The 19,013-nt window shown below is 72.2% G+C and carries 19 protein-coding genes and 1 other RNA gene; 7 read left to right on the top strand and 13 right to left on the bottom strand.

What is annotated here, in order from left to right; genetic code table 11:
• Positions 1-53 precede the first annotated feature (53 nt).
• From ME121_RS04045 to ME121_RS04055, 3 genes are all read right to left on the bottom strand, one after another.
• Positions 54-1,964 (bottom strand): DNA polymerase III subunit gamma/tau, encoded by a 1,911-nt coding sequence (locus ME121_RS04045; RefSeq protein WP_059408392.1) that lies wholly within the window; start codon positions 1,962-1,964, stop codon positions 54-56.
• Between the two features lie 37 nt (positions 1,965-2,001).
• Positions 2,002-2,100, bottom strand: an RNA gene (ffs, locus tag ME121_RS04050) — signal recognition particle sRNA small type.
• A 54-nt stretch (positions 2,101-2,154) separates the two neighbouring features.
• Complete coding sequence (locus tag ME121_RS04055) at positions 2,155-2,415, bottom strand: PepSY domain-containing protein (RefSeq protein WP_043074035.1); 261 nt, start codon at positions 2,413-2,415, stop codon at positions 2,155-2,157.
• A 143-nt stretch (positions 2,416-2,558) separates the two neighbouring features.
• On the opposite strand from ME121_RS04055, the gene ME121_RS04060 reads away from it, so the two are divergent.
• Positions 2,559-4,097, top strand: a complete 1,539-nt coding sequence (locus tag ME121_RS04060) for a YifB family Mg chelatase-like AAA ATPase (protein ID WP_059408393.1) — start codon at positions 2,559-2,561, stop codon at positions 4,095-4,097.
• Positions 4,094-5,851 carry a bifunctional protein-serine/threonine kinase/phosphatase gene (locus ME121_RS04065; RefSeq protein ID WP_059408394.1) on the top strand — a complete coding sequence of 586 codons (1,758 nt, stop codon included), beginning with the start codon at positions 4,094-4,096 and terminating at the stop codon, positions 5,849-5,851. Before ME121_RS04060 ends, ME121_RS04065 begins: the two co-directional genes overlap by 4 nt.
• Positions 5,852-5,866: 15 nt before the next feature.
• Here ME121_RS04065 and ME121_RS04070 read toward each other — a convergent pair whose 3' ends face one another.
• The 5 genes from ME121_RS04070 to ME121_RS04090 form a co-directional block, all read right to left on the bottom strand.
• A complete protein-coding gene (locus tag ME121_RS04070) occupies positions 5,867-6,586 on the bottom strand; it encodes a glutathione S-transferase (protein ID WP_053621081.1) in 720 nt (239 codons plus the stop codon).
• A gap of 48 nt (positions 6,587-6,634) precedes the next feature.
• Positions 6,635-7,084 (bottom strand): hypothetical protein, encoded by a 450-nt coding sequence (locus ME121_RS04075; RefSeq protein WP_012320084.1) that lies wholly within the window; start codon positions 7,082-7,084, stop codon positions 6,635-6,637.
• Positions 7,085-7,219: 135 nt separating this feature from the next.
• Positions 7,220-7,594, bottom strand: coding sequence for a hypothetical protein (locus tag ME121_RS04080; RefSeq protein ID WP_012320083.1), 375 nt, complete (start codon positions 7,592-7,594; stop codon positions 7,220-7,222).
• A gap of 43 nt (positions 7,595-7,637) precedes the next feature.
• On the bottom strand, positions 7,638-9,527 hold the full coding sequence (locus ME121_RS04085; RefSeq protein WP_059408395.1) for a methylmalonyl-CoA mutase family protein: 1,890 nt from the start codon (positions 9,525-9,527) through the stop codon (positions 7,638-7,640).
• A 235-nt stretch (positions 9,528-9,762) separates the two neighbouring features.
• Positions 9,763-10,566 (bottom strand): undecaprenyl-diphosphate phosphatase, encoded by an 804-nt coding sequence (locus ME121_RS04090; protein WP_012320081.1) that lies wholly within the window; start codon positions 10,564-10,566, stop codon positions 9,763-9,765.
• A 254-nt stretch (positions 10,567-10,820) separates the two neighbouring features.
• Between ME121_RS04090 and ME121_RS04095 the strand changes: the two genes are divergently transcribed.
• The 3 genes from ME121_RS04095 to ME121_RS04105 are packed head-to-tail and all read left to right on the top strand — an operon-like array spanning position 10,821 to position 13,548.
• The gene (locus tag ME121_RS04095) at positions 10,821-11,513 is read left to right on the top strand and encodes a glutathione S-transferase family protein (RefSeq protein ID WP_012320080.1); all 693 of its coding nucleotides are present in this window, start codon (positions 10,821-10,823) and stop codon (positions 11,511-11,513) included.
• A 29-nt stretch (positions 11,514-11,542) separates the two neighbouring features.
• Positions 11,543-12,688 carry a tRNA epoxyqueuosine(34) reductase QueG gene (gene queG / locus ME121_RS04100; protein ID WP_089231079.1) on the top strand — a complete coding sequence of 382 codons (1,146 nt, stop codon included), beginning with the start codon at positions 11,543-11,545 and terminating at the stop codon, positions 12,686-12,688.
• The gene (locus tag ME121_RS04105) at positions 12,685-13,548 is read left to right on the top strand and encodes an SDR family oxidoreductase (RefSeq protein ID WP_059408397.1); all 864 of its coding nucleotides are present in this window, start codon (positions 12,685-12,687) and stop codon (positions 13,546-13,548) included. Before queG ends, ME121_RS04105 begins: the two co-directional genes overlap by 4 nt.
• On the opposite strand, the gene ME121_RS04110 is transcribed toward ME121_RS04105, so the two are convergent.
• From ME121_RS04110 to ME121_RS33215, 3 genes are read right to left on the bottom strand one after another with little or no spacing between them, the layout of a single operon-like run.
• On the bottom strand, positions 13,549-14,373 hold the full coding sequence (locus tag ME121_RS04110; protein ID WP_043074057.1) for a metal ABC transporter permease: 825 nt from the start codon (positions 14,371-14,373) through the stop codon (positions 13,549-13,551).
• A 47-nt stretch (positions 14,374-14,420) separates the two neighbouring features.
• On the bottom strand, positions 14,421-15,221 hold the full coding sequence (locus ME121_RS04115) for a metal ABC transporter ATP-binding protein (RefSeq protein ID WP_012320076.1): 801 nt from the start codon (positions 15,219-15,221) through the stop codon (positions 14,421-14,423).
• Entirely contained in the window at positions 15,218-15,352 is a 135-nt protein-coding gene (locus tag ME121_RS33215; RefSeq protein WP_020094646.1) for a hypothetical protein, read from the bottom strand. Before ME121_RS33215 ends, ME121_RS04115 begins: the two co-directional genes overlap by 4 nt.
• A gap of 124 nt (positions 15,353-15,476) precedes the next feature.
• Here ME121_RS33215 and ME121_RS04120 point away from each other — a divergent pair, with 124 nt between their 5' ends.
• Positions 15,477-15,962: a transcriptional repressor gene (locus ME121_RS04120; protein WP_012320075.1), complete on the top strand. Its 486-nt coding sequence runs from the start codon at positions 15,477-15,479 to the stop codon at positions 15,960-15,962.
• Positions 15,963-16,038: 76 nt separating this feature from the next.
• Here ME121_RS04120 and ME121_RS04125 read toward each other — a convergent pair whose 3' ends face one another.
• Together ME121_RS04125 and hmuQ are read right to left on the bottom strand one after the other, a co-directional pair.
• Positions 16,039-17,544 carry an undecaprenyl-phosphate glucose phosphotransferase gene (locus ME121_RS04125; RefSeq protein ID WP_012320074.1) on the bottom strand — a complete coding sequence of 502 codons (1,506 nt, stop codon included), beginning with the start codon at positions 17,542-17,544 and terminating at the stop codon, positions 16,039-16,041.
• 336 nt (positions 17,545-17,880) lie between these two features.
• Positions 17,881-18,228: a heme-degrading protein HmuQ gene (gene hmuQ / locus ME121_RS04130; RefSeq protein ID WP_012320073.1), complete on the bottom strand. Its 348-nt coding sequence runs from the start codon at positions 18,226-18,228 to the stop codon at positions 17,881-17,883.
• A 356-nt stretch (positions 18,229-18,584) separates the two neighbouring features.
• On the opposite strand from hmuQ, the gene ME121_RS04135 reads away from it, so the two are divergent.
• Positions 18,585-19,013, top strand: coding sequence for a helix-turn-helix domain-containing protein (locus ME121_RS04135; RefSeq protein ID WP_081437813.1), 429 nt, complete (start codon positions 18,585-18,587; stop codon positions 19,011-19,013).

A 19,013-nucleotide genomic window follows, 5' to 3' on the forward strand; every position in this document is an offset into this window, starting at 1 on the left:
GTTTCCTCGTCTGATCTGGGTATGGCCCGGCCCGGGCGCCACCGTGCGCCGCGTCAGGCGTCGTCGTCCTCGACCTCGCCGACCCGCGCGGCATCGCCTTCCCCGAGGATCTCCTGCTCGGCGGAGGGCAGGGCCTCGGGCGCGGTCTCGCGCACGTCGACGATCTCGGCCCCGGGGAAGCGCGTCAGCACCTCGCGCACGAAGGGGTCGGCGGCGGCATTCTCCCGGCGGGTCTCGGTGGCGGCCCGGGCCGCCGCGTCGAGGGTCGGGGCGCCCTCGTCCTTCGACAGGGCCACCACCCAGCGCCGCCCGGTCCACCGCTCGATGGCGGCGGCGATGTCGTTGGCGAGGCTCGACCGGCCGCCGGAGGCGAGGCGGAACTCCATCCGGCCCTCCTCGAAGCGCACCAGGTGGACGTCGCGCTCGAGGGCGGTCCGCAGCAGGATGTCCCGGTTGGCGTCCGCCAGCGCGATCAGGTCCTCGAACCGTCCGAGGCGCGGCGTCGGCGGTGCCACGGGCGCCGGTCTCGGCGCCGGCGCAGCGACGGGCGCGCTCATGGCGACGCTCGCGGTCGCGTTCACGGCGATGGGCGCGGTCACGGGTGCCGCGACCGGGGCGGTGTCCGCGGCTGCCGTGCGGGGTGCCGCGGCGAGCGCGGCGGAGCCGCCGCGCAGGTCGGGGATCGGCGGCAGCGGCGGCCGGGCCGACACGGCCGGGGCCTCGTCCGCAGGGGCCGCGGCCGCCTCGGCCCTGAGCTGGCGCAGCGCCTCGTCGGGGGTCGGCAGATCGGCCGCGTAGGCGAGGCGCACGATCGCCATCTCGGCCGCCGCGAGCGGCCGGGGCGCGGCCTGGACTTCGGGAATCGCCTTCAGCAGGATCTGCCACGCCCGCGACAGGGCGCGGATCGAGAGCTTGTCGGCGAACGCGGCCCCGCGGACGCGCTCCGTCTCGCTGAGCGTCGGGTCCGCGGCCGCCTCCGGCACCACCTTGAGCCGGGTGACGAGATGCGTGAAGGCCGCGAGATCCGAGAGCACCACCGACGGGTCCGCACCGGAATCGTACTGCGCCCGCAGTTCCGCGAAGGCGGCCGGGACCGACCCGCGCATCACCGCCTCGAACAGGTCGAGGATCCGGGCGCGATCGGCGAGGCCCAGCATGTCGCGGACGCTCTGCGCGGTGATCGTGCCGGCGCCGTGGGCGATCGCCTGGTCGAGCAGCGAGAGCGCGTCGCGCACGGACCCTTCCGCGGCCCGCACGATGGCCCCCAGCGCCTCGTCCTCGACGGTGACCCCCTCGGCCGCGCAGACCTTCGCGAGATGGGCGTGCAGGGTCGGCGCCTCGACGCGGCGCAGGTCGAATCGCTGGCAGCGGGACAGGATCGTCACCGGGACCTTGCGGATCTCCGTGGTGGCGAACACGAACTTCGCGTGCGGCGGCGGCTCCTCCAGCGTCTTCAGGAAGGCGTTGAACGCCTTCTCGGAGAGCATGTGGACCTCGTCGACGATGTAGACCTTGTAGCGCGCCGAGACCGGCCCGTAGCGGATGCCGTCGATGATCGCCCGGACGTCGTCGATACCGGTATGCGAGGCGGCGTCCATCTCCAGCACGTCCATGTGCCGGGATTCCATGATCGCCGCGCAGTGGAGGCCGAGTTCCGGCATCGACACGGTCGGGCCGGTGTCGGGCTGTCCGGCGCGGGCGTAGTTGAGGCCGCGGGCCAGGATGCGCGCCGTCGTGGTCTTGCCGACGCCGCGAACGCCGGTGAGCATCCAGGCCTGCGGGATGCGGTTGGCCGCGAACCCGTTGGCGAGGGTCCGCACCATCGCGTCCTGGCCGATCAGGTCGCCGAAATTGGTGGGGCGATACTTTCGAGCGAGCACCCGGTAGGGCGTCGCCGCGGCGGGGGGCGCTGGAAACCCGGGCAGGCCCGGCTCGTCGTCAGGCGTGCCGGTCGTAGCGTCCATGCCGTGTCTGGGTCTGGCTGCCGCGCGCCGTGGAATGAGGTGGGAGGCTGGACGAAGACCCGCTCGGTCTCGTTAGGGCTGCTTCCTTCCGGACCTGACCCGGTTGGCGAGTGAAACGTCCCTCGCCAACCCCCCGCCGGCTATATGGCCGGGCCTCGCTCCGAACGCAAGCGCTGCCTCTCGGCGCCGCCTACTCGGCCTTGCGCTTGACGATCGCCAGGGTCTGCGGATCGAGCTTCAGGTCGAACTGCTTGCCGCTCGCGTCGATCGCGTCGTCGACCTCGATCATGCCGTCGTCGAGCTCGATCTCCTTCCACTTGGTGAAGCCCTCCTGCTTGAGCATGGCTTCGACCTTCGCCTGCTGGTCGGGCGGGAGCTTCTCGTCGGCGCGGGCGGCGAGGCTGCTGCCGGCGATCAGGGTCAGGGCGAGAAGGGTCGTGGTCAGGCGCATGGCTGTCTCCGATCCGGCCATTGTGTCCGGCTGTGAACAGGCCGGCGGCAGCGGAGTTCCATGGCGGCGATGCCCTTGAGCCGCTCCCGGATCTGCCGCACATCTGGGCCGTACCGGAACGCGGCGGCGAGGACTTGGCACCGATGGTCACCCGCGTCGCCACCGTGGCCTTCGAGGGCATCGAGGCGCGGGCGGTGGACGTGCAGGTCCAGATCGTCCCGGGCTCCGTGGTCTTCACCGTCGTCGGTCTGCCCGACAAGGCGGTGGCGGAATCGCGCGAGCGGGTCCGCAGCGCGCTGATCGCCTCCGGACTGGCACTGCCCGCCAAGCGCATCACGGTGAATCTCGCTCCGGCGGATCTTCCCAAGGAAGGCTCGCACTTCGACCTGCCGATCGCGCTGGGCGTCATGGCGGCGATCGGCGCGATCCCGGCCGACGCGCTCGCCGGCTACTGCGTCCTCGGCGAACTCGCCCTCGACGGCAGCATCACGGCGGTCAGCGGCGTGCTGCCGGCCGCCGTGGCGGCCGGTGCCCGGGGGCTCGGGCTCATCTGCCCGGCCGCCACCGGACCGGAGGCGGCCTGGGCCGGGGGCGACCTCGACGTGCTCGCGCCGCGCTCGCTGATCCAGCTCGCCAACCATTTCAAGGGCAGCCAGGTCATGGCGCGGCCGGAGCCCGCCGTCGCCGCGCCGACCGGGCCGCTTCCGGACCTCGCCGACATCCGGGGGCAGGAGGGTGCCAAGCGCGCCCTCGAGATCGCGGCGGCCGGCGGCCACAACCTGCTGATGAACGGTCCGCCGGGCTCGGGCAAATCCATGCTCGCGGCCCGTCTGCCGTCGATCCTGCCGCCGCTCACGCCGCGCGAGCTGCTCGACATCTCCATGATCCAGTCGGTGGCGGGCGCGCTGAAGGGCGGCGCCCTCTCCAGCCGCCGCCCGTTCCGGCAGCCGCACCATTCCGCCTCGATGGCGGCGCTCGTGGGTGGCGGGCTCGGCGCCCGGCCCGGGGAGGTCTCCCTCGCCCATGGCGGGGTGCTGTTCCTGGACGAGCTGCCCGAATTCGCCCCGCAGGTGCTCGACAGCCTGCGCCAGCCGATGGAAACCGGGGCGGTGATGATCGCCCGGGCCAACCACCGGGTCACCTACCCGGCGCGCTTCCAGCTGGTCGCGGCGATGAACCCGTGCCGCTGCGGCCAGGGACTCGAACCGGGCTACGCCTGCCGGCGCGGGCCGAACGCGCGCTGCATGGCGCAGTACCAGTCGCGGATCTCCGGACCGTTGCTCGACCGCATCGACCTGCGCGTCGAGGTGCCGGCGGTCACGGCCGCCGACCTGATCCTGCCGGCGCCGGCCGAGGGCTCCCGCGAGGCGGCCGCGCGCGTGTCGGCCGCCCGCGCCCTCCAGGGCGCGCGCTACGCCGCGCGCGGTCTGCCGGATTCCACCACCAACGCGACCTGTCCGGCGACGCTGATCTCGGACGTCGCGAGCCCCGACGCCGACGGGACGGCGCTGATCCGTCAGGCGGCCGAGAGCATGCGCCTCTCCGCCCGCGGCTTCCACCGGACGCTGCGCGTCGCCCGGACCCTCGCCGATCTCGACGGCGAGGCCCAGGTCCGCCGGCTCCACCTCGCGGAGGCCCTGTCGTACCGGGGCCGCGGCGACGGCGCGGCGGCCGCCGCGTGAGTGCCGTCTCGGACGGTCCGGCCGACCTGACGGTCACGATCGGCCAGCACAGCAGCGCCGGCCGCAAGGCGGCCAACCAGGACTTCAACGGCGCCCTGGTCCCGGTCCAGCCGGCCCTCGGCCTGAAGGGCATCGCGGTGGCCCTCGCCGACGGGATCAGCAGCAGCGCCGCCGGGGCCGCGGCGAGCGAGACCGCGGTCAAGAGCTTCCTCAGCGACTACTACGCCACGCCCGACACGTGGTCGGTGAAGACCTCGGCGCAGCGCGTGATCGCGGCGACCAATTCTTGGCTCTTCGCCGAGACCCGGCGCGGCGCCGACCCGAACGACCTCGACCGGGGTCACGTCACGACCTTCGACGCCCTCGTGCTGAAATCGCGCGCGGCCCACCTCTTCCACGTCGGTGATGGCCGGATCTGGCGCGTCTCCGGCAGGTCCCTCGAGCAGCTCACCGAGGACCACCGCGTGGTGGTCTCCCCCGCGGAATCCTATCTCGGCCGGGCGCTCGGGGCGCAGGCCCGCCTGGAGATCGACTACCACGCCGTCGGCATCGCGGCGGGCGACACCTTCGTGCTGACGACCGACGGCGTGCACGAGCATGTCCGGCCCCGCGACATCGTGGCGGCGATCGCGGCGGCCGAGACCCTGGACGCCGCCGCGCGGGCGATCGTGGAGATGGCCCTGGCGGCCGGCAGCCCGGACAACCTGACGATCCAGATCGTGCGGGTCGAGACGGTGCCGGCCGGCGAGCCGGCGGACCTGCTCGGCGAGGCCGAGGGGCTGGACCCGGCGCCGCTGCTCGATCCGCCCGCGGAGCTCGACGGCTTCCGGCTGCTGCGGATCCTGCACTCCGGTCCGCGCAGCCGCGTCTACCTCGCGGTGGACGCCGAGACCGGCGCCCAGGTCGCCCTGAAGGTGCTGTCCCTCGACCTGCGGGACGACCCGGCGCATCGGAAGCGCTTCGTGATGGAGGAGTGGATCGCGCGCCGGATCGACAGTCCTCACGTGCTCAAGGCCCATTCCCGGGCCGGCCAGCGCAGCCACCTCTACACGGTGATGCGCTACGTCGAGGGCCAGACGCTGACCCAGTGGATGCGCGACCACGCGGCGCCAGAACTGGAGGCGGTGCGGGCGCTCGTCGAGCAGCTCGCCCGGGGCGTGCAGGCCTTCCACCGGCGGGAGATGGTCCATCAGGACCTGCGGCCCGACAACGTCCTGATCGACGCGGCGGGGACCGTCCAGGTCATCGATTTCGGCGCGACGCAGGTCGCCGGCGTGGTCGAGGGCGACCCGCGGATCGACCCGTCGGAGATCCTGGGCACGGTGCAGTACACGGCGCCCGAGTGCTTCCTCGGCGCCCCGGCGACCGTCCGGTCGGACGTCTTCGCGGTCGGCGTGATCACCTACCAGATGCTGACGGGGCGGCTGCCCTACGGCGACGCGGTGCCCCGGGCGCGGACGCGCGCGGCGCAGCGGCGGCTGCGCTACGCGTCGGCGCTCACCGTACGCCCGCTGCTGCCCGTCTGGGTCGACGAAGCGCTGCGCAGGGCCGTTCATCCCGATCCGGAACGGCGCTACGCGGCCCTGTCGGCCTTCGTCCACGACCTGCGCCACCCCAACCCGGCCTTCACGGACGGCCGGCGGGCGTCGCTTCTGGAGCGCGACCCGCTGCTGTTCTGGCGCCTCCTGTCGCTGGTGCTCGGGCTCATCGCGCTGGCGCTCGCGGCGATCCTGATCGCCGGCCCGCGTCGGTGAGCCCCGGCGCGCGCCTCAGGGATCCAGTTCGGGATAGCGGCGGAAGATGCCGTCCTCGTTGAACGGGATCCGGCGCTCGCTGGCGAGGTAGGCGGCGAGCCGCGGGCGCCGCGCCACGGTCTCGTGGAGCGCCGCCACCTGCGGCGTCCTCCGAAGGGCCGCGGCGGTGGCCCTGGGGAAGGCGTAGAGCAGGCCGTCGACGAGCTGGAACAGCGACAGGTCGGCGTAGCAGAGATTCGCGCCGACGAGCCGGCCGCCGCCGTTCGCCGCCAGCACGCGCTCGAAATAGCCGAGGTATTTCGGGATGCGCTCGTCCCGGAACTCGGCCGCCCGGCGCAGCGCCTCGGGCTTCTGATCTGCGTAGTACAGGCCGACGCCGACGGGATGGTGGGTGTCGTGCGCCTCGTCGACCGCGTCCGCGACGGTGAGCTGGAGCTGGTGGGTCCAGATCCGGTCGCTCTCCGAAGCGCCCACGAGGCCGAGGCGCGGCCCCAGATAGAGCAGGATCGCGGCGCTCTGCCCGACGACGACGTCGCCGTCGCGCAGGAAGGGCGGAGCCAGGGGCGGCCGCGGATCGGCCGGGTCGGACAGGCGGTCGAGCATCGGTCCGATACCGCCCGAATCGTCGTCCTGGCGGGCCACGTCGACGTAGTCGGCGCCGGCTTCCTCGAGCGCGAGGCGGACGAACTCGCCGCGCCCCTGGATCATCGGCCAGTAATGGAGTTCGTAGGGCATCGCCGCCTCCGGGTCGGGGAAGGCGCGGCGGGCCCGGTCGGTTCCCGCTCAGTTGTTCTCGGCCGGCTCCTCGGCCGAGGCCTTCTCGACCGGCGGCTCGGCGCTGGCGACGGCCTTGCGCGCGAACATCGGCTGGAGGCGCTCGGCGAGCTGCTGGTCCAGGTGCTTGACGTAGGCACCCTTGAAGTAGCGCTCGCCGGTCTTCGCGCCGTAGAGGCTGTCGTGGGCCTGGATCATCGCGGCGACCTCCGGGCGGCAGAGGAAGCCGGTGATGCCGACGGCCTCGTACCAGCGGCCGGCGCGCGCCTCGGCGGTGGCCTTCGGGTTCGACAGCACCGTCTCGGCGAAGCACGCGGTGGCGGCCTGCCGCAGCGGCCCCAGCACCTTCTCGGCCTCGGCGGCGTTCACCTTCGGGGCGGCCGGGTGCCGGTGAGGCCGCGCCTCGGCAGCCGAGACGAGCGCGAGGACGGCGAAAGTGGCGAGGATCGAAGTCTTCATACGGGCGGCCTCGTCGGGTGTCCGAACCGTGTTCAGCTCTCGCTCATGATTGCGTCGGGATCGGGGCTGGCGGCTCGGTCCGGACGCCCGATCCCGGGCAAGATCCGGGCTGTTTCGCGACGGCCACAGCCGGGCTCAGCCGCGCCGCTCCGCGTTCCAGTGTCCCCGGCAGGCGAGGGCTCCGGACGCGACCCAGGTTCCGGCACCGAACCCGTCCGAGCCCAGCCGCCCCCGCACGTCGGCGGTCGCGGCGCCGTTCGAGATCGTGCCGCGGATCGCGCCGTTCCGGGCGACGCCGCCCTCGACCGTGAAGGCGGTCCCGATGAAGCGGGCCCGCCCGCGCTCGATCCGCACCGGGTAGCGATAGGCGCGGTCGCAGGTCCCCGCCTCGGTGATGATCTCGACGCTCCACGTGCCGTCGAAGCGGTCGGGCTGGGCGGCCGGGCGCGGGGCGGCCGCGGCGGGCAGCGTGCCGACGAGGAGCAGGGCGACGGCGAGGCGGGGCGTCATGCGAGTCCGGGGTGCCGAGGGCTTCGGAGAGGCCGGCGCCCCGTCAGCGCGACGTCTGCGGCGCCGGTGTCCGCATGGCCGCGCGGAGCGCCGCGTTGAGGAGGGCGAGCAGGTCGCAGCCGACATGCAGGAAGGCGGCCACGCCCGCCTGCTTCAGCGGCTCGGCCAGGTCCGTCGGCTTCCCGGCGAGGTAGACCGGTCCGGCGCCGGCCTCGGCGAGCGCCTTCGCCGTCTCGACCGCGCGCTCGGCGTAGATCCCGTCGGTGGAGCAGATGCAGGCGAGGCTGGCGCCGGACTCCCGGAACGCCGCCGCCGCCGACTCGGCGTCGGGGAAGCCCTCGTTCGAGACCGACTCGAGTCCGCCGGCCGCGAAGGCGTTGGCCGCGAAGGTCGCCCGGGCGTTGAAGGCCGCCACCGGGCCGAGATTGGCCAGGAACACGACCGGTCTGCGCCCGGTCTTGGCGAGGAAGGCGTCCGAGGCGTCCCGGAGGGCCTCGTAGGGCTCCGCGAGGCGCTGGGACGGCAGCGCGTCGCAGGCGACCGCGGAACCCGCACCGAAGTTGGAGCCGCGCCCCGCCGCCACGGGCGGCACGTCGAGAACCGTGACCTGCTTCTCGGGGAGGTTCGGGAACTCGCTCGCACCCGTGAGCGGCTCGCGGCGGTTCGCCACCGCCTTGGCGCGGGCCTCGCGGGTCACCTCGATTCGCCGCTGGAGCTTGCCGACGCTGAGCGAGGCCACGATGCCGCCCTCGGCCTCGATCGCCTGGAACGCCGCCCAGCCCGCGTCGGCGAGCTCGGCCGTCAGGGCCTCGAAACCGCCGGCGCCCGCGGCGGGGTCGCTGACGCGCGCGAGATGCGACTCCTCGATGAGCACGATCTGGCTGTTGCGCGCCACGCGCCGGGCGAAGGCGTCGGGCAGGCCGAGCGCCTGCGTGTAGGGCAGGACCGCGACGCTGTCGGCGCCGCCCATGCCGGCCGAGGCCGCCGCCATGCCGGTGCGGAGGATGTTCACGAACGGATCGCGCTTGGTCATCATCCGCCACGCCGTCTCGGCGTGGAGCCGCAGCGGCTTCGGGTCCAGGCCGCAGGCCTGCTCCACCCGCGCCCAGAGGCGCCGCACGGCGCGGAACTTGGCGACGGTGACGAACTCGTCGGCATCGGCCGCCAGCAGCATCGCGACGCGGTCGCGGGCGCTCGCGAGATCGTGACCGGAGGCCTCCAGGGCGCGTAGGTAGGCGACGGCGGTGGCGAGCACAGCACCGAGCTCTGCCGCCTCGCCCGCGCCGCCCTCGTGGTAGGGCCGGCCGTCGGCCAGGAAGGCTCGGCCGCGGAAACCCGCGGCCTCCAGCTCGGCCACGGTCTCGGCGAGGCGGGGGGCGATGTCCGTCCAGACGGCCCCGAGGCTGCCGGTGGCCGCCAGGACGCCCACGGGATCGAGCCCGAGATCCAGATCGTAGGTCGAGAGATCCTCGCCGCGGCGCTCCGCCAGCGCCTTGACCAGCCGGGCCACCTCCAGGCCGCGGCCCCCGGCGTCGATCCGCAGGGCGATCAGCGGCAGCATCACGCCCTTCAGCGCGGCGTCGAGCTCCTCGACGCTCGCCGCCGTCAGACCGTAGCCGCGGGCGCCCGGCGCGCCCGCGAAGGCGAGCACGAGGGCATCGGCCCCGCCTTCGAGGTCGGTGAGCGCCTGCGCGTTGGCGGTGTTGAGGTCGGGATGGTCGACACGCTGGGCGATCCGCCAGGGCCCGGGCTCGCGCACCGGCTGCGCCGCCGGCTCGGCCGGTCCGTAGAGGGGTTCGATCCGCAGGCCGTCGGCCGTGCGCGACACCAGCCGCTTCTCGAAATCGGCCCCCTTCAGGACGCCTTCGACGAGGCCGAGCCAGCGGGCTCGGTCCGCGGGCTCGAAGAGGTCGGCGAGCGGTCTGTCTTCCATCGGTACGTCCCAGGGCGCGGCGTCTTCTGCACCGCTTTCATGCGTTTGCCTCGCACGCCGCCCCGCCGCTGGCAATCGCCCGATGGTTGAGGAAAGCTCAAGCCGCCGATCACCGATTTTTGAGGGCGGCGGCCGAGGCGAAGCGAGGAGCGCCCGTCAATCCGGATCGTCGCGCCGGGGCGCCGCCGGCGAGGCGGATGGGCCGTCGCGTGTACAGGAGCGCGGCGCCCCCGCGTCAGCCGAGGATGATCAGGCCGGCGAAGCCGAGGGCGCCGACGATGATCCGCCACCACGCGAACAGCCAGAAGCCGTGACGGGAGACGTAGTCGAGGAGAAATCGCACCACGAACAGCGCCGAGACGAACGACACGATGAAGCCGATCACGATCAGGCCGACATCGTTGCCCGAAAGGTACTTGTAGTTGTCGAGCAGGTCCTTGGCAAAGGCGCCCGCCATGGTTGGCATCGCGAGGTAGAACGAGAACTCGGTAGCCGAGCGCTTGTCGGCGCCCATCAGCATCGCGCCCACGATCGTGGCGCCCGAGCGCGAGACGCCGGGGATCATCGCCAGGCACTGGAAGATGCCGATCTTCAGGTCCATCGGCAGCGTGAAGTCGTAGACGTCGGTCTTCTTCACCTCGAGGTCGGTGTCGTCGATGACGAGGAGAACCAGGCCGCCGGCCACGAGGGTCGCGCAGACGATCCACGGGTTGAACAGGTAGGCCTTGATCAGCTTCGAGAAGAGACCGCCGATGATCGCCGCCGGCAGGAACGCCACCAGGATGCCGAGCACGAAGCGACGGGCCTTCGGATCGGACGGGAGGGCGGTGGCGATCCCGAGGAGGCGGCGGAAATACACCAGCAGGATCGCCAGGATGGCGCCGAGCTGGATCAGCACCTCGAAGGTGTTGTTGGGCGAGTGGAAGCCGATGAAGTGCCCCACCAGCAGCTGGTGGCCGGTGGAGGAGACCGGGATGAACTCGGTCGCCCCCTCCACCAGGGCGAGCAGCACTGCCTTGCCGATGCTTGCGGGATCCATCGCGACGCCTTGATGCCGCGCGCGCGGCGGCCCCCGTCGGGCCGCCGCCTGCCACGCGAAATGGTTGTACCCGAGGCTTCGCCGATCAGGGTTGACGGGCAGTTACCGGGCCGGGCCGCGCGTGTTAAGGGCTCGGCAACGGTCGGGCAATAACGCTCGGTCCGAAGTCCTGCGCGCCGAAGACCTGCGCATCAGGACCCACGACGAGCGCGGGACCGGCCGCGCTGGCAGACCGAACGTCCCGCACGGCCTCGATGGCGACCCTCTACCATTTCCCCTTCTGCGCGAATTCCCGATTCATCCGTCTCGTGCTCGCCGAGATGGGCATGGAGCCGACGCTGTTCGAAGAACGGCCCTGGGAACGGCGCGACGACTTCCTGCTGATCAACCCGGCGGGCGTCACGCCCGTGCTGCTGGAGCAGAACGGGCTTGTGGTCCCCGGTGCGGGCGTCATCGCCGAGTACCTCGACGAGACCCGCGGCCTCGGCCTCTCCGGCCGGCGGATGCTGCCGGAGGACACGGTCGAGCGCGTCGAGGTCCGGCGGCTGCTCGACTGGTTCCTGGTGAAGTTCGAGTCCGAGGTGACCGCCTACCTCGTGAACGAGAAGATCTCGAAGCGCTTCATGTCGGCCAACGAGGGCGGCGGCCCGCCCGACATGAACGCGATCCGCGCGGCGCGCTCCAACGTGCGCTACCACCTCAAATACATCGGCTACCTGATCGCGCGGCGGCGCTGGATCGCCGGCGACAACCTGACCTATGCGGATCTCGCGGCGGCCGCCCATCTCTCCTGCGTCGACTACCTGGGCGACGTGCCCTGGGACGAGGACGAGATGGCGCGGAACTGGTACGCCCGGGTCAAGTCGCGGCCCTCGTTCCGCGCCCTGCTCGCCGACCGTGTGCCCGGCATGGCGCCGGCCGCCCACTACGCGGATCTGGATTTCTGAACGCGCGACGGACCTATCACGGCGCCGACCTGCGCCGCCTCGTCGAGGCCCGGGCCCGGACGCTCGGGTTCTGCGGCCTGCGCGTGACCCGTCCCGACCGGCTCCCCGACCTGCCGGGCCGCCTGTCCGCCTGGCTCGCCGAGGGCGCGCAGGGCACCATGGACTGGATGGCGGAGCGGGCCGACCAGCGGGCCAGCCCGATCGCGCTCTGGCCGGGGGTGCGTAGCATCCTGGTCCTGGCGATGAGCTACCGGCCGGAGCACGATCCCCTCGACCTCGTGGGACGACGCGACCGCGGTGCCGTCGCCGCCTACGCGCAGCGGCGGGATTATCACGAGGTTTTGAAGGGGCGCCTGAAAGAGTTGGGCGGGTACCTGTCGGCCAAGGGCGACGTGCGGGTGAAGGTCTTCTGCGACACCGCCCCCGTCATGGAGAAGACCCTCGCGGAGGCGGCCGGCCTCGGCTGGCAGGGCAAGCACACGGTGCTGATCTCCCGCGGCCACGGCAACTGGCTGCTCCTCGGCGCGATCTACACGAGCGCGGAGTTCGAGCCCGATGCGCCGGAGCGCGACCATTGCGGTTCCTGCCGCGCCTGCCTGGACGTCTGCCCCACCGAAGCCTTCCCGGCGCCCTACCGGCTCGATGCCCGCCGCTGCATCTCGTACCTCACGATCGAGCATGCCGGGCCGATCCCGGCGGCGTTCCGGGCGGCGATCGGCAACCGGGTCTTCGGCTGCGACGATTGCCTGGCCGTCTGCCCCTGGAACAAGTTCGCCCGCACCGCGGCGGAGAGCCGGCTCGCCGCGCGCGCGGAGTTGGCGGCCCCGTCGCTCGCGGATCTCGCGGAACTCGACGACGCGGCGTTCCGCGCCTTCTTCGCCGGCACGCCGGTGAAGCGTACGGGGCGCGACCGCTTCCTGCGCAACGTCATGATCGCGATCGGCAATTCGGGTGACCCGTCGCTGGCGGAGGCGGCCGTCGCGCGGCTGCGCGACCCGTCCCCGCTGGTGCGCGGCATGGCGGTCTGGGCCTGCGGCCGGCTGCTGGAGCCGGAGACCGTGCGCGCGCTCCGTCGGCAGCAGGGCGAGCGCGAGACGGACGCCCACGTGCGCGACGAGTGGCGGGCCGCGACCGGCTTGACGGGATCGCGGACGGACGAGACATCCGCCGCATGAATCTCTTCGTCTTCGGGCTCGGTTTCACGGGCCGCCACTTCGCCGCGCGGGCACGGGCGCGCTTCGAGACCGTCCGCGCGACCGTCACCGACCCCGCGGCCGCCGACCGCATCGCGGCGGAGACGTCCTTCGCCATGCGCGCCTTCGGGCCGGAGGCCGACGATCCCCGGATCGCCGCGGAGCTCGCCGACACGGACGTGCTCCTGGTCTCGGCGCCCCCCGGCGAGGCCGGCGACCCGGTGCTCGCCCGCTACGCCGACGCCGTCGCGGCGAGCCGGATCCGCTGGATCGGGTACCTGTCGACCATCGGCGTCTACGGCGACCAGGGCGGCGCCTGGACCGACGAGGCCACGCCGGCGACCCCGCGCAGCGCCCGGTCCAAGGTGCGCCTCGACGCTGAGGCGGCGTGGCTGGCGCTCGGCGCCGCGACCGGCAAGGCCGTCCAGATCTTCCGGCTCTCGGGCATCTACGGACCCGGGCGCAACCCGATCGTGAAGCTGCGCGAGGGTCGCTCGCAGCGCATCGTGAAGGCCGGGCAGGTCTTCAACCGCATCCACGTCGACGACATCGCCACGACGCTGCTCGCCTCGATCGACCGGCCGCGGCCGGGAGCGATCTACAACGTCACCGACGACGAGCCGGCCGCGCCCCAGACCGTGACCGAGCACGCCGCGGCCCTCACCGGCCTGCCGCTCCCGCCCGCCATCGATTTCGAGACCGCCGACCTGTCGCCGATGGCGCGCAGCTTCTACGGCGAGAACAAGCGCGTCCGGAATCGGCTGATCCGCGACGAGCTCGGCGTCGCGCTCGCCTACCCGACCTACCGCGAGGGTCTCGCCGCCCTCAAGGACCAGCCCTGATCAGGCTTCGAGGTGGCGCGGCCGGACGAGGCGGCGGAGCAGGCCGTCGCGGGGGCCGACCATCATCGAGGCCACGTAGAGCGCGCCGGCCGCCAGCACGATGGCCGGCCCGCTCGGCACGTCGTACCGGTACGACAGGCTGAGCCCCGACACGCTGGCCAGGGCGGCGATCAGCATCGAGACAGGGATCAGCCCGGCCAGGTCGCGCGCCCAGAACCGGGCCGCCACCGCCGGCAGCAGCATCAGCCCCACGGCCAGCAGCGTGCCGAGAGCCTGGAAGCCGCCCACGAGGTTGACCACCACCAGCGCCAGAAAGGCGAGGTGGACCGGGCCGCCGCTGCGGCTGACGCTCCGCAGGAACAGCGGGTCGACGCATTCCATCACGAGCGGTCGGTAGATCAGGGCGAGGGCCAGCAGGGTCAGCGTGCTGATGCCGCCGAGCAGCCAGAGGGCGGCGTCGTCCAGCGCCAGGACCGAGCCGAACAGGAAGTGCATGAGGTCGATCTGCGAGCCGCGCAGGGAGACCAGCAGCACGCCGGCCGCGAGCGAGATGAGGTAGAAGGCCGCGAGGTTCGCGTCCTCCCGCACGACCGTCGCCCGAGTGACGGCGCCGGCGAGCAGGGCGACCGCGAGCCCGGCGACGAGGCCGCCCAGCGTCATCGCCGGAAGGGACAGGCCGGCGACCAGGAAGCCGATAGCGGCCCCGGGCAGGATCGCGTGGCTCATGGCGTCGCTCATCAGGCTCATGCGGCGCAGCGTCAGGAACACGCCGATGGGCGGCGCCGACACCGACAGCGCGAGACAGCCCGCCAGGGCCCGACGCATGAAGCCGAACTCCACGAACGGCGCGAACAGGGATCCGAGCGGATCGATCACGCGGCATCCTCGTGGTGATGATGGTTCGCGCTGCCGTGCGCGTGCGCCGGGGCCGCGACCGCCCGCGGGCCGGCGCAGATCGCCGCGCCCTCGTCCCAGGCCTCGGACAGGTTGCGCGCGCGGGCGAGATTCTCGGCCGTCAGGACCCGCGCGGTCGGCCCCCAGGCCACGGGCTCGCGGGCGAGGAGCAGCGTCGTCGGGAAATGCGCGCGGACCTGCTGGAGGTCGTGGAGGGCGGCGACCACGGTCCGCCCCTCGGAATGCCACGCGCGGATGAGCGCCAGGAGGTCGTCCACCGTCCGCGTGTCGATGCCGGTGAACGGCTCGTCGAGGAGCACGACCGGGCAGTCCTGCAGGATCAGCCGGGCGAACAGCGCGCGCCGGAACTGCCCGCCCGACAGGGTGCCGATCGGCCGCGCCGCGAAGCCGTCGAGGCCGACCGTGGCCAGCGCCGCCTGAATGGCCGGGCGACTCCGGGTGAGGCTGCGCCACGCCCCCGCGCGGCGCCAGAGGCCCATGCCGGCGAGATCCATCACCGTGAGCGGGAAGCTCCGGTCGATCTCGTCGACCTGCGGCATGTAGGCGAGGGCGCCCGCGCGCTCGATGCGGCCGTCCAGGCAGCGGATCTCGCCGGCCATGCCCTTGAGGAGCGTCGACTTGCCGGCCCCGTTCGGCCCGACGAGGGCGAGCAGGTCACCGGCCCGCACGGATCCGTCGAGGTGGTGGACCGCGGGATGCCGGTCGTAACCGAGGGTGAGACCGACGAGGCGGATCGGATCCGGTATCGGGCCGCTCATGTGGCGAGCGCCCAGGCGATGGTCAGCCAGACCAGCGCGGAGAGCAGCGCGGCGAGCGCCAGCCGCAGGCCGATCCCGCTCTGGAACAGCGATCGCCGCGCCGCGTGTCTCGGGCTGGGAATGGTCGGCACGGAGTCCTCGTCGCGCGCTCACGCCGGCGCGGGCACCGCGCGGGGCTACTGGTGCGGTGCTGGGCGGCGGTGATACACTGTAACAAACCCGTGGGACAACCTGCGGATCACGTCTGGAGCAATCATGCACCGTCACGAGGGTCACGACGCGTGCCACGCCGGCACCGGTGACATGCTCGCGCGGGCCGAGGCCCTGTGTCGCGAGCGCGGTCTTCAGTTCACGCCCCTGCGCCGGGAGGTGCTGGAGGCCGTGGCCGAGGCCGGGAAGGCTCAGGGCGCCTACGACATCGCCGAGCGGCTGAGCGCGCCGGGCAAGCGCGTTGCGCCGGTCTCGGTCTACCGCGCCCTCGACTTCCTCATGGAGCAGGGGCTGGTCCATCGGATCGCGAGCCGCAACGCCTTCATCCCGTGCGCGCACGGCCACGCGCCCGGTGAGGGCGTCATCTTCCTGATCTGCCGCATCTGCGGGGGCGTCGACGAGGCCTCGTCGGAGGAGGTCGAGGGCAGTCTCGGGCGCACGCTCGAGCGGGCCGGGTTCACGCCGAGCCACAGCATCTTGGAGGTCGAGGGCGATTGCGGCGCCTGCCGGGAGCGGAAGCAGGCCCTCTGAGGCGCACCGCCCGGGCTGCGAGGCCCGGCCGGCCGCGCCGTGTACACCGGCGCGCCGGACGATCGCCGGCTGCCGGTCAGAAGGCGTTCTGGTAGGCGCGGCGCGAGACGACCGTCTGGATCATGATCTGGATGTCGAACCAGATCGACCAGTTGTCGATGTAGTGCAGGTCGCAGGCGACGCGCCGCTCCATGGCCAAGTCGGTCTGCGTCTCGCCGCGGTAGCCGTTGACCTGGGCCCAGCCGGTGATGCCGGGCTTCACGTTGTGTCGGCGGGCGTAGAGGGCGATCCGGCGCTCGAAGCTGCGGTCATGCGCCAGCGCGTGCGGGCGCGGACCGACCAGCGACATCTCCCCGCGCAGGACGTTGATGAGCTGGGGCAGCTCGTCGAGATTCGTCCGCCGCAGGATGGCGCCGATCCGGGTGATCCGGCTGTCGTTGCGGGTCGCCTGCCGGAAGGCGGCGTTCGGGTCCGCCCGCATCGACCGGAACTTGAACACGCCGAACGGCTGCTGATTGAATCCGTAGCGCTTCTGCCGGAAGAAGACCGGGCCGGGGCTGTCGAGCTTGATCGCCACCGCGATCGCGGCGAGCAGCGGCGACAGCGACACGAGGGCGATGGTCGCCACCGTCAGGTCGAGGGCGCGCTTGAGCATGACCTCACCCACGTTGAGCGGCCGGCGGCCGATGTTGATCCCCGAGACGCCGCCGACTCGGGCGACCTGCAGGTCGGGGAACCGGTCGAGGACCGCGCCGGGACGCAGGTGCAGGGCCGAGGGCACCCGCAGGAACGCGTCGATGCAGCGCTCGACCTCCGCGGTGTCGGCCCACGGCACCAGGACGAAGACGTCGTCCGGCCGCAGGAAGCGGACGACGGAGACGGCGAGGTCGAGGTCTTCCTGCAGCTGGTCGTGGCGCGTGGCCGCGTCCGCGCCGGGATCGACCCGCCGCAGGTAGCTCGTCCCGATGATCCGCGAGCCGAGCTGGTCGACCTCCTTGCCGGCGTAGAACCGCGCGATGTCCTCCTCGTAGCCCACGAGGTGGATCCGGCTGGCGGTGGCCGAGCCGGCGCTCAGCCGCTCGCGCACGAGCCGCCGCACCGCGGCCCGCGCTCCGATCAGGACCGGCAGGCCGGCGGCGAAGATCCCGAGCGAGACGAGCCGCGAGTAATCGTTGGTCGTCTTCGTCATGAAGCTGACGACGAGCACGGCGGCCCAGGCGATCAGCCAGAGGGAGGCCACGCGCTGGATGCCGGGCTTCTGCGCCATCACGTTCTCGAGACTGTACTCCTCGCGGAGCACGTTCGTGGCGACGATCACCAAGGCGAGCAGCGCCGACAGCCGCAGGCCGCGGACGAGACCCGCCCAGACCGTGCTGTCCTGCGCGATGGCGTGGTAGGCGCATTCGAGGCCCAGCGTCACCGCCACGATCGCCGCCATGTCGGTGACCGCGAGCCCCGCGGAGAGGGCGATGCGCGCCAGCGCACGACCGCGGCGCGGCAGCAGGGCCGACCACACGTTGCGGCGGCGCTCCGCCGAGGTCGGCAGCGCCTGAAACGTCTCCGGAAGCCGATCGTGAAACATCTGACCCGCAACGTCCCGTCTTAGTCGGACTCTGTACCAGTCTGAGACACGAAAGGTTTCAGCGCCGCCTGGTGACGGTGACGGAGCAAGCCGCGGGCCCCGCGGGTTCACGATCGCAGTCACGAAGGAAGGCTGCGACCTAGGGCGAGCCTCCGGACGTTGCAATACATGATTAATGCTGAGTGACTGTTCGGCGCATCCGGCAGGGGCCAGATTTGGTAGGGAACCATTTTCGCCGGAGCTATTTCAATTCATGCGGGTTTCTTAACTCACGGTTTCAACCGCGTCGGTGCCCGCGTGCGACCCCGGCCACGGGAGGGCCGGGGTCGGTCTCGCTCAGACGGCGTCGGCGTCCTGGCGGGCGTCGGCGGAGCCGCCGACCGTCTGGATCGTCTCGAAACCTTCGAATTGCGGGTGGCCGAGATACAGGGGCTTGGTCGACGGGACGCGACCGTGCGCCTTGCGGAATTGCTCGGACCGGGTCCAGGCCTCGAAATCCGCGCGCGATCGCCAGATCGTGTGGGAGGCGTACAGCACGTGATCCTCGTGCTCGGGCCCGCGCAGCAGGTGGAATTCCACGAAGCCGGGCATCTCGCCGAGGTGGCTGTCGCGCCCGAGCCAGACGGCCTCGAAATCCGCCGTCGCGTCCTTGACGACCTTGAAGCGATTCATCGCGATGAACATGCGTGTCTCCTGCGCGGTACCGAACCTACATGCCTCGGTGCTCGTAAGGGGAACGCCCGCGCGGCGACAAGGCGCACCCATAAAAGCAGCCGAGACCTCAGCGTCGACATTTGAGCAACAATGTTGCAAAGATGTGTGGGCTTAAACTAGAAGATGTAATCTTCGACTTGCGAAGCTTGACAACTTGGTGTCCTACTGCGCCGCGGTTCAGCTGTGTCGGGATCAGGGCTATAGCCGGATAGCGGCACGGAGTACCGGCAGCCTGGCGTGCAGGACATGCGACGAAGGGGCGGACGGTGAAGCGGCGCGACGGCGAGGCGAAGACACCGCGTCTGCAGGAGGATGCAGCCCACGCCATGGAGAAAGAGACCTCCGGCCAGACGATGCCGAAGCAGACGACCGACGTCGATCGCCTGGTCGGCATCCGGATCACCGCCCTGCGCAAGGCCCGCGGCATGAGTCAGACCGCTCTGGGCAACGCGGTCGGCGTGACCTTCCAGCAGGTGCAGAAATACGAGAAGGGCCAGAATCGCGTCGGTGCCGGCCGGTTGCGCGAGATCGCGCGCCTCCTCGAGGTTCCGGTCTCCGCGTTCTTCGAGGAGAGCGAGCCGCGCGAGAACGCCCAGGAGGACGTGTTCGGCTTCCTCAGCGCCCACGGCGCCATCGAGCTGCTGCGCGCCTACGCTCAGATCGAGGACGAGCAGATGCGCCGCGACGTGCTCGCGCTGGTCCGCAGCGCCGCCCGCCTCGCGCAGAACCGCGCGCCGACGACGGATCCGGCCTGA

This window comes from Methylobacterium sp. ME121 (assembly GCF_000974725.1).
Taxonomy (GTDB): domain Bacteria; phylum Pseudomonadota; class Alphaproteobacteria; order Rhizobiales; family Beijerinckiaceae; genus Methylobacterium; species Methylobacterium radiotolerans.